This window comes from Rhodococcus sp. 14-2470-1b, assembly GCF_002259415.1.
Taxonomy (GTDB): domain Bacteria; phylum Actinomycetota; class Actinomycetes; order Mycobacteriales; family Mycobacteriaceae; genus Rhodococcoides.
The window spans coordinates 302014-314902 of the sequence record NZ_NPFY01000011.1 but is presented as its reverse complement, the minus strand read 5'-3'; the positions used below and the strand labels follow the sequence as shown (position 1 = coordinate 314902).

The 12889-nt window shown below is 65.0% G+C and carries 13 protein-coding genes; 4 read left to right on the top strand and 9 right to left on the bottom strand.

Annotation, left to right across the window (positions count from 1 at the left end; genetic code table 11):
- Nucleotides 1-42 precede the first annotated feature (42 nt).
- From CH293_RS08505 to fabG, 3 genes are all read left to right on the top strand, one after another.
- Complete coding sequence (locus CH293_RS08505; RefSeq protein WP_170945189.1) at nt 43-978, top strand: lysophospholipid acyltransferase family protein; 936 nt, start codon at nt 43-45, stop codon at nt 976-978.
- Between the two features lie 14 nt (nt 979-992).
- The gene (locus tag CH293_RS08500; RefSeq protein ID WP_094719956.1) at nt 993-1727 is read left to right on the top strand and encodes a 1-acyl-sn-glycerol-3-phosphate acyltransferase; all 735 of its coding nucleotides are present in this window, start codon (nt 993-995) and stop codon (nt 1725-1727) included.
- Between the two features lie 67 nt (nt 1728-1794).
- Nucleotides 1795-2553, top strand: a complete 759-nt coding sequence (gene fabG, locus CH293_RS08495) for a 3-oxoacyl-ACP reductase FabG (RefSeq protein WP_037112123.1) — start codon at nt 1795-1797, stop codon at nt 2551-2553.
- A gap of 44 nt (nt 2554-2597) precedes the next feature.
- Here the strand turns inward: fabG and CH293_RS08490 are convergent, their stop codons facing one another.
- The 4 genes from CH293_RS08490 to CH293_RS08475 all read right to left on the bottom strand — a co-directional run bounded on the left by CH293_RS08490 (nt 2598) and on the right by CH293_RS08475 (nt 6501).
- A complete protein-coding gene (locus tag CH293_RS08490) occupies nt 2598-3509 on the bottom strand; it encodes an SDR family oxidoreductase (RefSeq protein WP_094720093.1) in 912 nt (303 codons plus the stop codon).
- A 158-nt stretch (nt 3510-3667) separates the two neighbouring features.
- Nucleotides 3668-4513 carry a 3-hydroxybutyryl-CoA dehydrogenase gene (locus CH293_RS08485; RefSeq protein WP_303396209.1) on the bottom strand — a complete coding sequence of 282 codons (846 nt, stop codon included), beginning with the start codon at nt 4511-4513 and terminating at the stop codon, nt 3668-3670.
- Between the two features lie 5 nt (nt 4514-4518).
- A complete protein-coding gene (locus tag CH293_RS08480; protein WP_019666868.1) occupies nt 4519-5676 on the bottom strand; it encodes an acyl-CoA dehydrogenase in 1158 nt (385 codons plus the stop codon).
- 132 nt (nt 5677-5808) lie between these two features.
- The gene (locus tag CH293_RS08475) at nt 5809-6501 is read right to left on the bottom strand and encodes a TetR family transcriptional regulator (RefSeq protein ID WP_094719954.1); all 693 of its coding nucleotides are present in this window, start codon (nt 6499-6501) and stop codon (nt 5809-5811) included.
- A gap of 123 nt (nt 6502-6624) precedes the next feature.
- Here CH293_RS08475 and xylB point away from each other — a divergent pair, with 123 nt between their 5' ends.
- Nucleotides 6625-8013 (top strand): xylulokinase, encoded by a 1389-nt coding sequence (gene xylB / locus CH293_RS08470; protein WP_037112118.1) that lies wholly within the window; start codon nt 6625-6627, stop codon nt 8011-8013.
- A gap of 14 nt (nt 8014-8027) precedes the next feature.
- Here the strand turns inward: xylB and CH293_RS08465 are convergent, their stop codons facing one another.
- The 5 genes from CH293_RS08465 to CH293_RS08445 are packed head-to-tail and all read right to left on the bottom strand — an operon-like array spanning nt 8028 to nt 12883.
- Nucleotides 8028-9101 (bottom strand): SDR family oxidoreductase, encoded by a 1074-nt coding sequence (locus CH293_RS08465; protein WP_037112116.1) that lies wholly within the window; start codon nt 9099-9101, stop codon nt 8028-8030.
- Between the two features lie 35 nt (nt 9102-9136).
- A complete protein-coding gene (locus tag CH293_RS08460; protein WP_176459961.1) occupies nt 9137-9853 on the bottom strand; it encodes a sulfite exporter TauE/SafE family protein in 717 nt (238 codons plus the stop codon).
- A gap of 21 nt (nt 9854-9874) precedes the next feature.
- Nucleotides 9875-10885 carry an ABC transporter ATP-binding protein gene (locus tag CH293_RS08455; protein WP_037112113.1) on the bottom strand — a complete coding sequence of 337 codons (1011 nt, stop codon included), beginning with the start codon at nt 10883-10885 and terminating at the stop codon, nt 9875-9877.
- Nucleotides 10878-11903 (bottom strand): ABC transporter ATP-binding protein, encoded by a 1026-nt coding sequence (locus CH293_RS08450; protein ID WP_037112112.1) that lies wholly within the window; start codon nt 11901-11903, stop codon nt 10878-10880. The genes CH293_RS08455 and CH293_RS08450 overlap by 8 nt, the downstream gene beginning before the upstream one ends.
- Nucleotides 11900-12883 (bottom strand): ABC transporter permease, encoded by a 984-nt coding sequence (locus CH293_RS08445; protein WP_094719952.1) that lies wholly within the window; start codon nt 12881-12883, stop codon nt 11900-11902. Before CH293_RS08445 ends, CH293_RS08450 begins: the two co-directional genes overlap by 4 nt.
- Between the last annotated feature and the right edge of the window lie 6 nt (nt 12884-12889).

The window sequence follows — 12889 nt, the reverse complement described above, 5'->3', positions numbered from 1 at the left end:
GTCCGGACATCAGTTCTTGACGAGGTGGAGTACGGTTCGGGTATGAGTGATGCAGATCACCGAAGTGAGGAACTGCAGGAGCAAGCTCAGCGGCAGGCCGCGGCGGCACGGGTGAAGATGAAGCGCCGCCGCGATCGGCAAGAAGGGGGCTTGGGGGGATACGTCGCCGAACGGGCGGGGGACTGGGACCTCGACGACCAGGACACGGCCGCGATGGATCGGCAGGTACGGTTCTGGCGCTTCGTCACGGACAAGTGGTTCCGCATGGAGATCGACGGGTGGGACAACATCCCGGACCCGCCGGTGCTCGTCGTCGGAGTTCATACCGGTGCGCCGTTCGTGTGGGACGCATGGACAGTCGGCGCCCAGTGGTGGCGTCGTTTCGGCGAGAAGCGAACTCTGCACGGCACAGCCCACGACGCGTTGATGGCGTTTCCCGTCATCGGAACGGTGTTCCGGGCGATGGGCGTGCTCCCGGCCGCCCCCGATTCCATGGCGACCGCACTGGCCGAGGGCCGCGACGTCATCGTCTGGCCGGGCGGGGAAGTGGACTCGCTGCGGCCGTGGAGTGAACGGGATGTCGCAACCCTCGGCGGGCGAACGGGTTTCGTCAAGATGGCGATCCGCATGGGCGTGCCGATCGTCCCGGTCGCGACGGTCGGTGGGGCCGACGCCATGCCAGTACTCGTTCGAGGCGACAGGCTCGCACGGGTGCTCGGTCTCGACAAGGTCGCGCGGCTGAAGGTGTTCCCGATAGCACTGTCTCTGCCGTGGATCATTGCTCCCGCGGCGCTTCCTCAGATTCCGCTTCCGGCGAAGATCCGCACCAGGTTCATGCCGGCGATCACCGTCGACCACGACCCGACGCGCTGCGAGGACGAGGACTACGTCGACGCGAAATACGAGGAAGTGCGCGCGCTCATCCAGAGCGGAATGGACGACCTCGCGACGAAGCGTCGGTTTCCGATCTTCGGGTAGCTAAGCTTCCCTCCATGGATCGACCCGCGGTAATTCTGGAGAACGACACCACTGTTTACGACTTCTATCTGCGCCACCAGCAGAACCGTCAGGTCGCGAGATTGGCCTACGCAACGCTTGCCAGGCGCTTCAAGCCGCGCGTGAGCTACCCCGAGGGTGCACGGGAGGAACTTCGCCGCCTCGTCTACGACGACACGCGCCTGATCATTGCCGTCAACCATCTGTCGGAGACTGACCCGTACACCGTCGCCGCGACGGCATGGGCGTCGCCGCTGCGACCGGTGATCGGACGCACCCGTGTTCTGGCCAAGGACGAGCTGTTCCAGGAACCCAAGCAGCGCAGACGGATCGACATGATGGGCGGAATACCTGTGTTCCGCGGCAAGAATCACGGAATGCGGGCCGTCAGCGCGGCAGGCAACCGCATGATGGACGTCAGTGCCGAGCGGGTGAGACGCGGTGACGACTTGGCGATCTTCCCCGAAGGAACCTGCAACCTCGAGGATCCCACGAAGGTGCAGAAGGTGGGCAGCGGCATCGGCCACATCGTCTCGCGCGTTCGTGCACTCGGCGTCGAGCCGGTCCTGATCTGCATCGGGCTGAGCTACGGCGACCCGCAGAAGCTCAAATCGGCGAGCGTGTACATCGACACTCCGATCACCGGTCTGCCGGACAAACCGTTGCACATCACGCGCACCGTGTCCGACGGTATGCAGAAGGCCCTCGACGGCGCGGTAGCCGCCTACTGAGCAGTCACTCGGTTATTGGTAGAACAGGTGGCAGAGGTTTCATCCATCGCAACTTCAGGAGACGCACGTGAGTGATGCAGTCAAGACCGCAGTGGTGACCGGAGCAGCACGGGGAATCGGCGCTGCGGTAGCGAAACGCCTGGCCAAGGACGGATTCGGTGTCGCAGTCGTGGACCTCGACGAGGCCGCATGTTCCGACACCGTCGGCGCGATTCAGTCCGCAGGCGGACAGGCGGTGGCCATCGGCGCGAACGTCGCCGACGAGGAGTCGGTGAAGACCGCGGTGGACCGTATCGCAACCGAGTTCGGTGCGCCGACCGTCTTGATCAACAACGCCGGAATCACGCGGGACAACCTGCTGTTCAAGATGACCGTCGAAGACTGGGACTCGGTGCTCGGTGTGCATCTGCGCGGCTCGTTCCTGATGACCCGCGCGATCCAGAAGCACATGATCGACGCCAAGTGGGGTCGCATCGTGAACCTCTCGAGCACCTCGGCGCTCGGCAACCGTGGGCAGGCCAACTACTCGGCCGCCAAGGCAGGCATGCAGGGATTCACCAAGACGCTGGCCATCGAACTCGGCAAGTTCGGCGTCACCGCCAACGCCATCGCTCCCGGCTTCATCGAGACCGAGATGACGGCAGCGACGGCCGAACGCGTCGGCATGCCGTTCGAGGACTTCAAAGCCGCTGCGGCGTCGCAGATTCCAGTCAACCGAGTCGGCAACCCCGACGACATCGCACACCTCGCGTCGTTCTTCGTCAGCGAGGGTGCAGGCTTCATCTCCGGGCAGGTCGTCTACGCCGCCGGCGGCCCGAAGGACTAGCGGGACGTGGGAGGTCTGCCCACCCGGCAGGCCTCCCATCCGCTCTACGGCGTCGGCATTCCGCCGTTGACGTTGAGAGTCTCACCGGTCACGTAGCCCGATTCCGCGGACGACAGGTAGACGTATGCCCCGACGAGTTCGGCGGGCTGGCCTGCGCGGCCGAGCGGGGTCTCCTTGCCGAACTCCGGCAGCGCCGACGTCGGCTGCCCGCCCGACGCCTGCAACGGCGTCCAGAACGGGCCAGGCGCCACGACGTTCACCCGAATTCCCTTGGGCGCCAGCTGTTGTGCAAGTGCCTTGCTCATCGTGTTGATGGCCATCTTGGTGGTGGCGTAATCCACGAGTCCAGGCGACGGCGTGTACGCCTGAATGGAACTGGTGTTGACGATCGTCGACCCCGGCGGCATATGCGGAACGGCTTCCTGAATGGTCCAGAACAGCGCGTAGACGTTCGTCTTGAACGTCGCATCGAACTGCTCGGAGGTCAGATCGGCCAAGTCCTCGACGAACTGCTGCTTGCCGGCCACCGTGACGAGCAGGTCCAGTCCACCGAGCTCCTCGACGGTTGTCCGGACGATCCCGCGGGCACCCTGCTCGTCGGTCAGATCGGCGGGCGCAAGTACAGCCGTGCGTCCGGCGTCGCGAATCAGCTGCGCGACTTCCTGTGCGTCCTTCTCCTCCGACGGCAGATAATTGAGCACGACATCCGCGCCTTCACGAGCGATGGCAATGGCAGCCGCCCGTCCGATGCCCGAATCAGCACCGGTGACAAGGGCTTTACGTCCCTCCAGCCTGTTCGTGCCACGGTAGGTGTCCTCGCCGTGATCGGCCTTCGGTTCCAGATCCGAGGCGAGACCCGGCGGATCCTGATGCTGCTCGGGGTACCCATCCTGACGGTACTGCGTCACAGGATCGGTGAATGTGTATTGGTCCGTCACGGTGAATGCGTCTCCCAACATGGAGTGTGAATGCGAACCGTTGTCTCGATTCAGTACCCACGCTGCTTTCCCTGCAGTCATGCGTCGCAAACGCATGACTGCGCCACAGCAACCGTCTGAGCGTTGCCATGGCGCATTCATGCCGCGGTGGATTGGTGGAGCGGTGGAGCGGTGGATCAGTAGGTGTAGAAGCCTTGACCGGTCTTGCGGCCGAGCTGCCCGGCTTCGACCTTGCGTCGAAGCAGCGGAGGCGGTGCGTAGTGGGTTTCGCCGAACTCTGCGTACAGCGATTCCGCGACGGCCAGGGTGACGTCGAGGCCGACCGTATCGGTCAGGCGCAAGGGTCCCATCGGATGGGCGCAGCCGTTGACCATGCCCTCGTCGATGTCCTCGGCGCTGGCGAAGCCGGTTTCGAACATCCTGATCGCGGACACCAGGTACGGGATGAGCAGAGCGTTGACGATGAACCCGGCCCGGTCTCCGGAGCGAATCGTCTTCTTGCCGAGGGTGTTCCCCGCGTATTCGGTGACGGCGGCGACGGTCTCTTCGCTGGTCACCAGGCTCACGACGATCTCCACGAGAGGGAGCACCGGTACCGGATTGAAGAAGTGGACGCCGACGACCTGGCCCGGCCGCTTCGTGGCGTTCGCCATCTTGATGACGGGAATCGACGACGTGTTGGTCGCGAGGATGCCCTCGGGCTTGACGATGGAATCGAGCTTGCCGAACAGCTCGAGTTTGAGCGACTCGATCTCGGGTGCAGCTTCGACGACCAGGTCACGGTCCGCGAAGTCCTCGATGTCCAGCGTCAACGAGATTGCCGCGCGGGCTTTCTCGGCTGCGTCGGCCTCGATGCGTCCGGATTTGACTGCGCGAGCGAAGGACTTGTCCAGGCGTGCCTCGGCTGCGTCGGCGGCTGCCTGGCTGGTCTCGAGAACGATGACCGACGAGCCCGCGCGCGCAGCGACCTCGGCGATACCGGCGCCCATGGTGCCGCCGCCGATGACTCCTACCAGTTCGATGTTGCTCATTTCAGCAGCGCCCGGGACATGACGACACGCTGGATCTGGTTGGTGCCCTCGTAGATCTGGGTGATCTTGGCGTCGCGCATCATCCGCTCGACCGGGAAGTCGGTGGTGTATCCGGCGCCGCCGAACAGCTGAACGGCGTCGGTGGTGACCTCCATCGCGACGTCGGACGCGAAGCACTTCGATGCGGCGGAGATGAATCCGAGGTTCTTCTCGCCACGCTCGGCGCGGGCAGCCGAGGTGTAGACCATGAGGCGCGCTGCTTCGACCTTCATCGCCATGTCGGCCAGCATGAACTGCACGGCCTGGAAGCTCGAGATGGACTGGCCGAACTGCTTGCGGTCCTTGGTGTATTCGATCGCGGCGTCGAGTGCGCCCTGTGCCAGGCCCACGGCCTGAGCGCCGATCGTGGGACGCGTGTGATCGAGGGTCTGCAGTGCAGTCTTGAAGCCGGTGCCGGGCTCGCCGATGATGCGGTCGCCGGGGATCTTGCAGTTCTCGAAGTACAGCTCGGCCGTCGGCGAACCCTTGATGCCGAGCTTCTTCTCCTTCGGGCCGACGACGAAGCCCTCGTCGTCCTTGTGCACGATGAAGGAGCTGATGCCGTTGGCACCCTTGTCGGGGTCGGTGACGGCCATGACCGTGTACCAGTCCGACTTTCCGCCGTTGGTGATCCAGCACTTGGAGCCGTTGAGGATCCAGTCGTCACCGTCGGCTGCGGCGCGGGTTCGCATGCTGGCGGCGTCGGAACCCGCCTCACGCTCGGACAGGGCGTACGACGCCATCGCGCCGCCGGCGAGCGATGGGAGGACCTGCTTCTTCAGCTCGTCGGAGCCGTTGAGAATCAGGCCCATGGTGCCGAGCTTGTTCACGGCGGGGATCAGCGAGGACGATCCGCAGACACGGGCCACTTCCTCGATGACGATGCAGGTGGCAACCGAGTCCGCTCCCTGGCCCTCGTACTCCTCGGGGACGTGGATGGCGTTGAATCCGGAGTTGTTGAGCGCAGTCAACGCCTCCTCGGGGAAGCGAGAATCCTCGTCCACAGCCTTGGCGTGCGGGGCGATTTCCTTCTCGGACAGCGCGCGGATGGCTGCGCGCAGCTCGTCGTGCTCCTCCGGAAGACGGAAGAGGTCGAAGTCCGGATTACCGGCCATGGTGCAACTCCTACGGCATAGATCGACAGGCACTCAGTGCCACGTATGCGTCGAGACTACGGCAGAGTTGGACATTCGAGCAAGGATTCGTGGCACTGGGTGCCAAGTTTGCTCGCTGGATGAGCCGAAATCTCACCCGTCCAGATGCTCGCCGAGTGCGTCGACGACGGCCTCGGCCGATGTTCCCCGCCGGAACACGGCCACCACGACGTCGTCCGACTTGCCGGCGGACGCGGAATCGGATCCCGCCCCGCTTCCTGTTGCGCCGTAGCCCGCACGCACCCTGCTGAGAGCAGTCTGCAGATCAGCGGGCGCGATGTCGATGCCGTCGCGGATCATTCGTCGCAGCACGTAGTTGTGGGTGGCTGTGATCGTCGCGCAGAACTGGATCGTTTCGAGGTGCGAGTGGTCGGGGGCGGCGCTGCGCAGGTACTCGACGAACAGTCGCTCGTACTTGAACACGGTCACGATTTCTCGGTCGCGCAGCGCAGGATTCTGGTGAACCACCTGGTAGCGGAGTCGGGCGTACTCCTTCCAGTCGGTGAAACGATCGAACACGAGTTGGGCCGCGTCGCACACGGCAACCCAGGGATCGTCGTGTTCGGCCTCGAGGAACGCGGCGGCCTGAGCGAGGAGGATCTCGTGGTCGACGAAGATGACGTCGTCCTTGCCCTTGAACTGGCGAAAGAACGTACGACGCGAGATGCCCGACGCCTCGGCGATGTCGTCCACCGAGGTGGCGTCGTATCCGCGGACGGAGAACAGGTCGAGTGCGGCCTTCGCCACGGTCAGACGGAAGGCCTCGGAGTCCTCGGTGTCACGCATAGCTGACGAAGGTATCCCAGTTTCGCGAGTGTCGAGAACTCCTACTTACGGAATCGGCTGTGTCGTTCGTCCGGGCCGGTAGAGTCGACTGAACCGTTTCTCGCGCTGGAAGGATCTTCGATCTTGGCTCTCGTCGCAGGTATCGACTCGTCCACTCAATCGTGCAAAGTCTTTGTACGCGATGCGGATTCGGGAGAGCTCGTTCGTAGTGGGCGGGCCTCGCACCCGTCCGGAACCGAGGTGGACCCGGCCGAGTGGAAGAAGGCCCTCGACACCGCTGTCGCCGACGCGGGTGGACTGGACGACGTCGACGCCGTGTCCGTCGGCGCTCAGCAGCACGGGATGATCTGTCTGGACTCGTCGGGCGATGTCGTTCGGCCTGCACTTCTGTGGAACGACACACGGTCGGCACCGTCGGGTGCCGACCTGGTGGAGGAGTTGGGCGCGCAGGGTTGGGCCGACGCCGTCGGCGTGGTTCCGCTGGCGTCCATCACGGTGACGAAGCTTCGGTGGCTCGCGGACAACGAGCCGGAGAACGCAGATCGCACTGCAGCGGTGTGCCTTCCGCACGACTGGCTGAGCTGGCAGCTAGCCGGCGCCCCGGGCCTGGACGCGCTCGCCACGGACCGCGGCGACGCCAGTGGTACTGGGTACTTCTCGGCGGCGACCGGACAGTACCGACACGATTTGCTGGAACTGGGATTCCGCGGCCGGACGCCCCGATTGCCCAGAGTTGCAACGCCGTTCGAGCGTATCGGCGAGACGGCAGGCGGTGCGGTGATCGGTCCCGGTACCGGTGACAATGCGGCAGCCGCACTCGGATTGGCTGCTCGCCCTGGCGACGTGGTGGTATCGGTCGGCACGTCGGGTGTCGTCTCGGCGGTGACCGACGTCGCCGCGGCCGACCCGTCGGGAATCATTGCTGGTTTCGCCGACGCGACCGGACGCCAGTTGCCGTTGGTCTGCACGCTGAACGCAGCGAGAGTGCTCGACGCAACGGCGTCGTTGCTGGGCGTCGACCATGCAGAACTGTCTCGGCTCGCATTGGCGACACCGAGTGACGGCCTCGTTCTCGTTCCGTACCTCGAAGGCGAGCGAACACCCAACCGGCCGGACGCATCCGGGGCCGTTCACGGTCTACGCCTGGGCAATTCGACGCCAGGTCACCTGGCCCGCGCAGCCGTCGAGGGCCTGCTGTGCGGGCTGGCCGATGGCATCGACGCACTCCGAGACGCCGGAATCGAGACCAAGCGAGTCCTGCTCGTGGGCGGCGGTGCCAAGTCGGCAGCGCTGCGTGAATTGGCGCCTGCCATTCTCGGTATGCCCGTCGTGGTTCCGGAGCCGGGCGAATACGTCGCCGACGGCGCCGCCCGCCAAGCTGCATGGGCGTTGGCGCAGACGCCCGAGCCGCCGCAGTGGGAGTCGGCGCCCGCCCGCATCCACGAGGCCGATCCGACGCCGTCGATCCGCGCACGGTACGCAGAAGTCAGGGACCTGACCGAAGGGGTGTAGCGAAACGAGCCGGCCTAGGGAATCAGCCGAGCGTCGCGGTAACGCTGGACCACCGATGCGATGCCATCGGGGGTCGATCGGAAGCCGAGGAAACCGGCTTTCTTCGACTTGTTCATGTCGGTGAGGCACTCCATGTCGCGGCCGAGGTCGCCGTCGGTGTGCCACCAGGACGCGAGCTTCGTGACGTCGGGCTCGACCAGATCGTGCGTGGCGGCGATACGTGTCCATGTCTCGGCGGCGTCCGCCATCCGAGGTTCGAGCGGACGTGGTTCGGTGTCGTACCCTTCGGGCTCGACACCGAACATTTCGGCGAACTGCGGCCACATCCAGCGCCAGCGGAAGACGTCGCCGTTGGCGATGTTGAACGCTTCGTTCTTTCCGTTGTCGTTCGACGATGCCCACACCATCTGTTCCGCGAGCAGGTCCGCGTCGGTGAGGTCGGTGAGACCGTTCCACTGGGTGTCCGACCCGGGAAAGACGAACGGGGTGCCCAACTCGGCGCAGATCGAGGCGTAGACGGACAGGGTAAGCACCATGTTCATCGCGTTGCCGACGGCGAAGCCGGAGATCGTGTGCGCACGATGCACACTCCACGTGAAGTCGTACTTGTCCGCGCCGGCGAACAGTTCGTCTTCCTGGGCGTAGTAGAAGTTGGGTGTGTCGAGTCGCTCTTCCGACTCGTGGAACGGTGTCTCGGCCATGACGGCGTCGCCGTAGGCGTCGAACGGCCCGAGGTAGTGCTTGAGGCCGGTCATCAGCGCGACGTGTTTCACCGTTCCGGACGGCCCGAGCACGTCGAGGACGTTGCGCAGCGTGGCCGAGTTGACCTCGATGTTCTCTTTCTCGGAGTCCTTCTTCATCCAGGCCGTGAAGAAGACTATGTCGGGGTTCACCTCGGCGAGAGCGTCGGTCAGGCTTGCGGTGTCGAGCAGGTCGGCGGCCACGGGCGTGACGCCGTCGACGGGGGTCTTCCCGCTGCGGCTCAGCCCGTAGGTGGTCCAACCTTGTGCGAGGGTCTCGCGGCACAGGGCTTGACCGGAGATTCCGGTGGCACCGACGATCAAGGCACGGTGTTGGGGTTCGCTCATGAGCCGTAACTACCCAGTTAGTGAGTAGTTGACACTCACAGGGTGACGAGCTGCTGTCCGATCAGGACGACCGCACCGATCGTCGAGACCACGATGGCGGTGAGTCTCAGCCGTCTACGGTCCATGAGTCGGTTGACGAAACGAGACAGTACGTAACCGAGGATCGTGGCCGGCGCGAGCAGAACGAACAACAGGGCGGTGTGACCGTCCACCGCCCCGGCGGCTGCGAGAGCGACCAACGACATGACGGATCCGACAAGGAAGAACGCGCTCATGGTACTGCGTAGCTTCGCACCCGTGTTGCGCTGCCACACCAGCGCCATGGGCGGACCGCCGATCGAGGTGGCGGTGCCCAGCAACCCGGACGCAGCTCCGGCCACCATCAGATTCCGCCTGCGCGGCAGGGGGATCCATCCGAACGACGTCAGTGCGATCCCGAGCAGAACAACACCTGCGAGCATCAACGCCAAGCCACGTTCCGGCAGCGCCACCAACAGCAACGCGCCGAGAATCGTGCCGGGAACCCGGCCCGCCAGCGCCCAGCTGGCACCGGACAGATCCAGCGAGGTCCCCTCCTTGATCAACACCATCGTGCTGACGAGGATCGCCAGCATGATCAGGGTCCCGGGCACGAGACCAGGGTCGACGATCGCGACGATCGGCGCCGCGAGCATTCCCATGCCGAACCCGATGGACGCCTGCATGCACGACGCGAACAGGATCGCGCACGCCACCACGGCGAACCCCGACAGCGGCAGATCACCGATCACCTCTCACGTCCCGGCGGCGACGAGGCCCAGGTCGTTCTCGACGAGTGGGTAGTGGCATTCGGCCATGTGGTCGAACTCGTTGCGGTCGCGGGCAACCGGTGGTGCGTCCGAGCTGCACAGTTCGGTCGCTTTCCAGCAGCGGGTCCGGAACCGGCACCCCGACGGCGGGTTCAGCGGAGACGGGACCTCGCCCTTCAACAGGATCCGCTCTCCGCGGGAGGCGGCGTCGAGCTTGGGAGCTGCGGACATCAATGCTGCCGAGTAGGGGTGGCTCGGCCTGTCGAAGACGGCGTCGGTGGCACCGGATTCGACGATACGGCCGAGGTACATGACAGCCACTCGGTCGGCGACGTGTCGGACGACCGACAGGTCGTGCGAGATGAACACGTAGGAGATTCCGAGTTGCTTCTGCAGATCGTTCAGAAGATTGAGTACCTGTGCCTGCACCGAGAGGTCCAATGCCGACACCGGCTCGTCGCAGATGATCACGTCGGGGTTCAGTGCCAGTGCGCGAGCGATGCCGAGACGCTGCCGCTGGCCGCCGGAGAACTCCTGCGGGAACCGGTGTTCGTCGCTCGGGCGTAGACCGACCAGGTGCAGCAGCTCACGGACTCTCGCGGACCGATCCCGGCGAGTCTTGTACAGGGTCTTGTGGCTCCGCCACGGCTCGCTGATGATGTCCGCGGCCGTCATTCGTGAGTTGAGGGAACCGTACGGATCCTGGAACACCATCTGGACGCGTCGGCGAAACCCCAGGAGATCCTTGCCTTTCAGCGAGAACGGGTCGACACCGTCGAAGTCGACGGTTCCGGAGTCCGGCCGCTCGAGCATCATCAGCGTGCGGGCAAGTGTCGACTTACCGCAACCGGATTCGCCGACGAGTCCGAGTGTCTCGCCTCGGCGCAGGTCCAGGTCGATCGCGTCGAGTGCGCGGAGGTCGCCTCCGCCGACCTTGAAGGTCTTGTTCAATCCGCGGACCGTCAAAAGCTGTTCTGCTCGTGCTGTTTCAGACATGAGACACCTCGTTCGAAAAGTGGCAGGCGGAGAATCGGCCGTCTCCGACGGGTTCTAGGGACGGGCGTCGGTCGATGCAGATGTCCCGGGCGAGCGGGCATCGAGCTTGATAGACGCATCCGTCGGGCACGGAGTGCAGATCCGGCGGAGTGCCACCGATGGATTTCAGGTCCTCTCCGCGGACGGCGTGCACGGGAACCGAATCGAGAAGACCCTTGGTGTACGGGTGGCGCGGATCGGCGAACACCTCGGACACCAGGCCTGTCTCGACGACGTTGCCCGCGTACATGATCGCCACGCGGTCTGCCTCCTCGGCGACGAGCGCGAGGTCGTGCGTGATGAGTACGACGGCCATGTCGTGTTCGGTCCGCAGCTCGCGGAGGAGCGTCATGATCTGTGCCTGCACCGTCACGTCGAGTGCCGTGGTCGGTTCGTCCGCGAGCAGCACCGAGGGACTGAGGGCCACGGCCATCGCAATCAGCAAGCGCTGACGCATACCACCGGAGAACTGGTGGGGATAGGAGTCCGCCCGCGACTCCGGCTGGGGAATCCCGACGCGGCGCATCAGCGAAATAGCCTCCACCTTGGCTTCTTTCGCGCTCAGACCGCGGTGGATGCGGAACGGTTCCGCGAGCTGGGTGCCGACGGTGTACACCGGATTGAGTGCGGTGAGGGCGTCCTGGAAGACGATCGCCAGTTCCGTTGCGGCGATGTGGCGTCGCACCTTGGACTTCGCGGACACCAGGTCGACCTTGCCGAGATCCGAGCTGTCGATCTCCACAGAACCGTCGGTGACGTCGGCGATCGGTTCGAGGAGGCCGACGACGGCCTGTGCCGTCATCGACTTACCGCAGCCGGATTCGCCGAGCAGAGCCAGGGTTTCGCCACGCCTGGCGCTGAACGTGACGTGGTCGACGGCGCGAATGACGCCCGAGGGGGTCCGTAGATCGACCGTCAGGTCGCGCACGTCCATGGCGATGCGGTCGGTGTCCGGGCGTGCTGCGGCAGGTGCACTCATGAGACGACCTTTCGGACGGGGAGAAGGCGGGACTTGGCCGAGCGCGGGACGGTCAGACGCCAGCGCTGAGCAGGATCGGTGGCGATGCGTGCCCAGGCTGCGAGCACCGTGGCCGACACCGTGGTGATGACGATGGCGAGGCCGGGGAAGAACGACAACCACCAGGCGGTCTGCAGGTACGTGCGGCCCTGCGCGACCATGAGACCCCAGCTGACGTCGGGTGGCTGAATTCCGATGCCCAGGAAGCTCAGTGACGACTCCGCCAGCATGACGAAGCAGAAGTCCAAGGTGGCGACGGTCAGCAGCGTCGGCAACAGGATCGGTGCGACGTGCCGACGAATGACCGACCCGCTCGACGCACCGAAGGTACGGGCGGCGTCGACGAACAACCTGCTCTGCAGTTCCGCGGATTCGGCGCGTGCGGTACGCAGATAGATCGGGATACGGGTGATGGCAAGAACCAGAACGATGTTCGCGGCGCTGGGGGAGAAGACGTACAGCACGACGACGGCCATCAGCAGAGACGGGAAGCTCATGATGACGTCGGCGACGCGCATCGCCGTCGTCTCACGCCATCCGCGGTGGTACCCGGCCCACATTCCGATGATCGAGCCGATGATGGCCGACAGGATGACGGCGGGGATCGCCACGGACATTGTGGTCTGGCACGCGACGATCAGGCGAGCGAGCATGCTGCGGCCGAGGGGATCGGTACCGAGAATGTTCATCCAACCGGTGTCGAGGGAGAACGGTGCCAGGTTGGAGCGGTTGAGGTCCTGCGCGGTGGCCGCGTCGCCGACGAGCATCGGCCCGAAGATCGCCGTCAGGAACACCAGGACCAGAATGCCTGCCGCGACGGTCGCGACGCGGTCGCGGAGAAGGAGCCTCCACAGCGGCGCGGAGCTGGTGCGCGACGCCGGCGTCGGATCCGGAACATCCTCCGGCTCGGACGTTTTCGGGGCTTCGAAATCGAGTGACATGGTGGC

What these genes read in the sequence shown, in the direction of transcription:
- CH293_RS08505 (WP_170945189.1), top strand. Translation starts at nt 43, where the DNA reads ATGAGTGATGCAGATCACCGAAGTGAGGAACTGCAGGAGCAAGCTCAG.
- CH293_RS08500 (WP_094719956.1), top strand. Translation starts at nt 993, where the DNA reads ATGGATCGACCCGCGGTAATTCTGGAGAACGACACCACTGTTTACGAC.
- CH293_RS08480 (WP_019666868.1), bottom strand. Translation starts at nt 5,676, where the DNA reads ATGGCCGGTAATCCGGACTTCGACCTCTTCCGTCTTCCGGAGGAGCAC.
- CH293_RS08475 (WP_094719954.1), bottom strand. Translation starts at nt 6,501, where the DNA reads ATGCGTGACACCGAGGACTCCGAGGCCTTCCGTCTGACCGTGGCGAAG.
- CH293_RS08465 (WP_037112116.1), bottom strand. Translation starts at nt 9,101, where the DNA reads ATGAGCGAACCCCAACACCGTGCCTTGATCGTCGGTGCCACCGGAATC.
- CH293_RS08455 (WP_037112113.1), bottom strand. Translation starts at nt 10,885, where the DNA reads ATGTCTGAAACAGCACGAGCAGAACAGCTTTTGACGGTCCGCGGATTG.
- CH293_RS08450 (WP_037112112.1), bottom strand. Translation starts at nt 11,903, where the DNA reads ATGAGTGCACCTGCCGCAGCACGCCCGGACACCGACCGCATCGCCATG.
- CH293_RS08445 (WP_094719952.1), bottom strand. Translation starts at nt 12,883, where the DNA reads ATGTCACTCGATTTCGAAGCCCCGAAAACGTCCGAGCCGGAGGATGTT.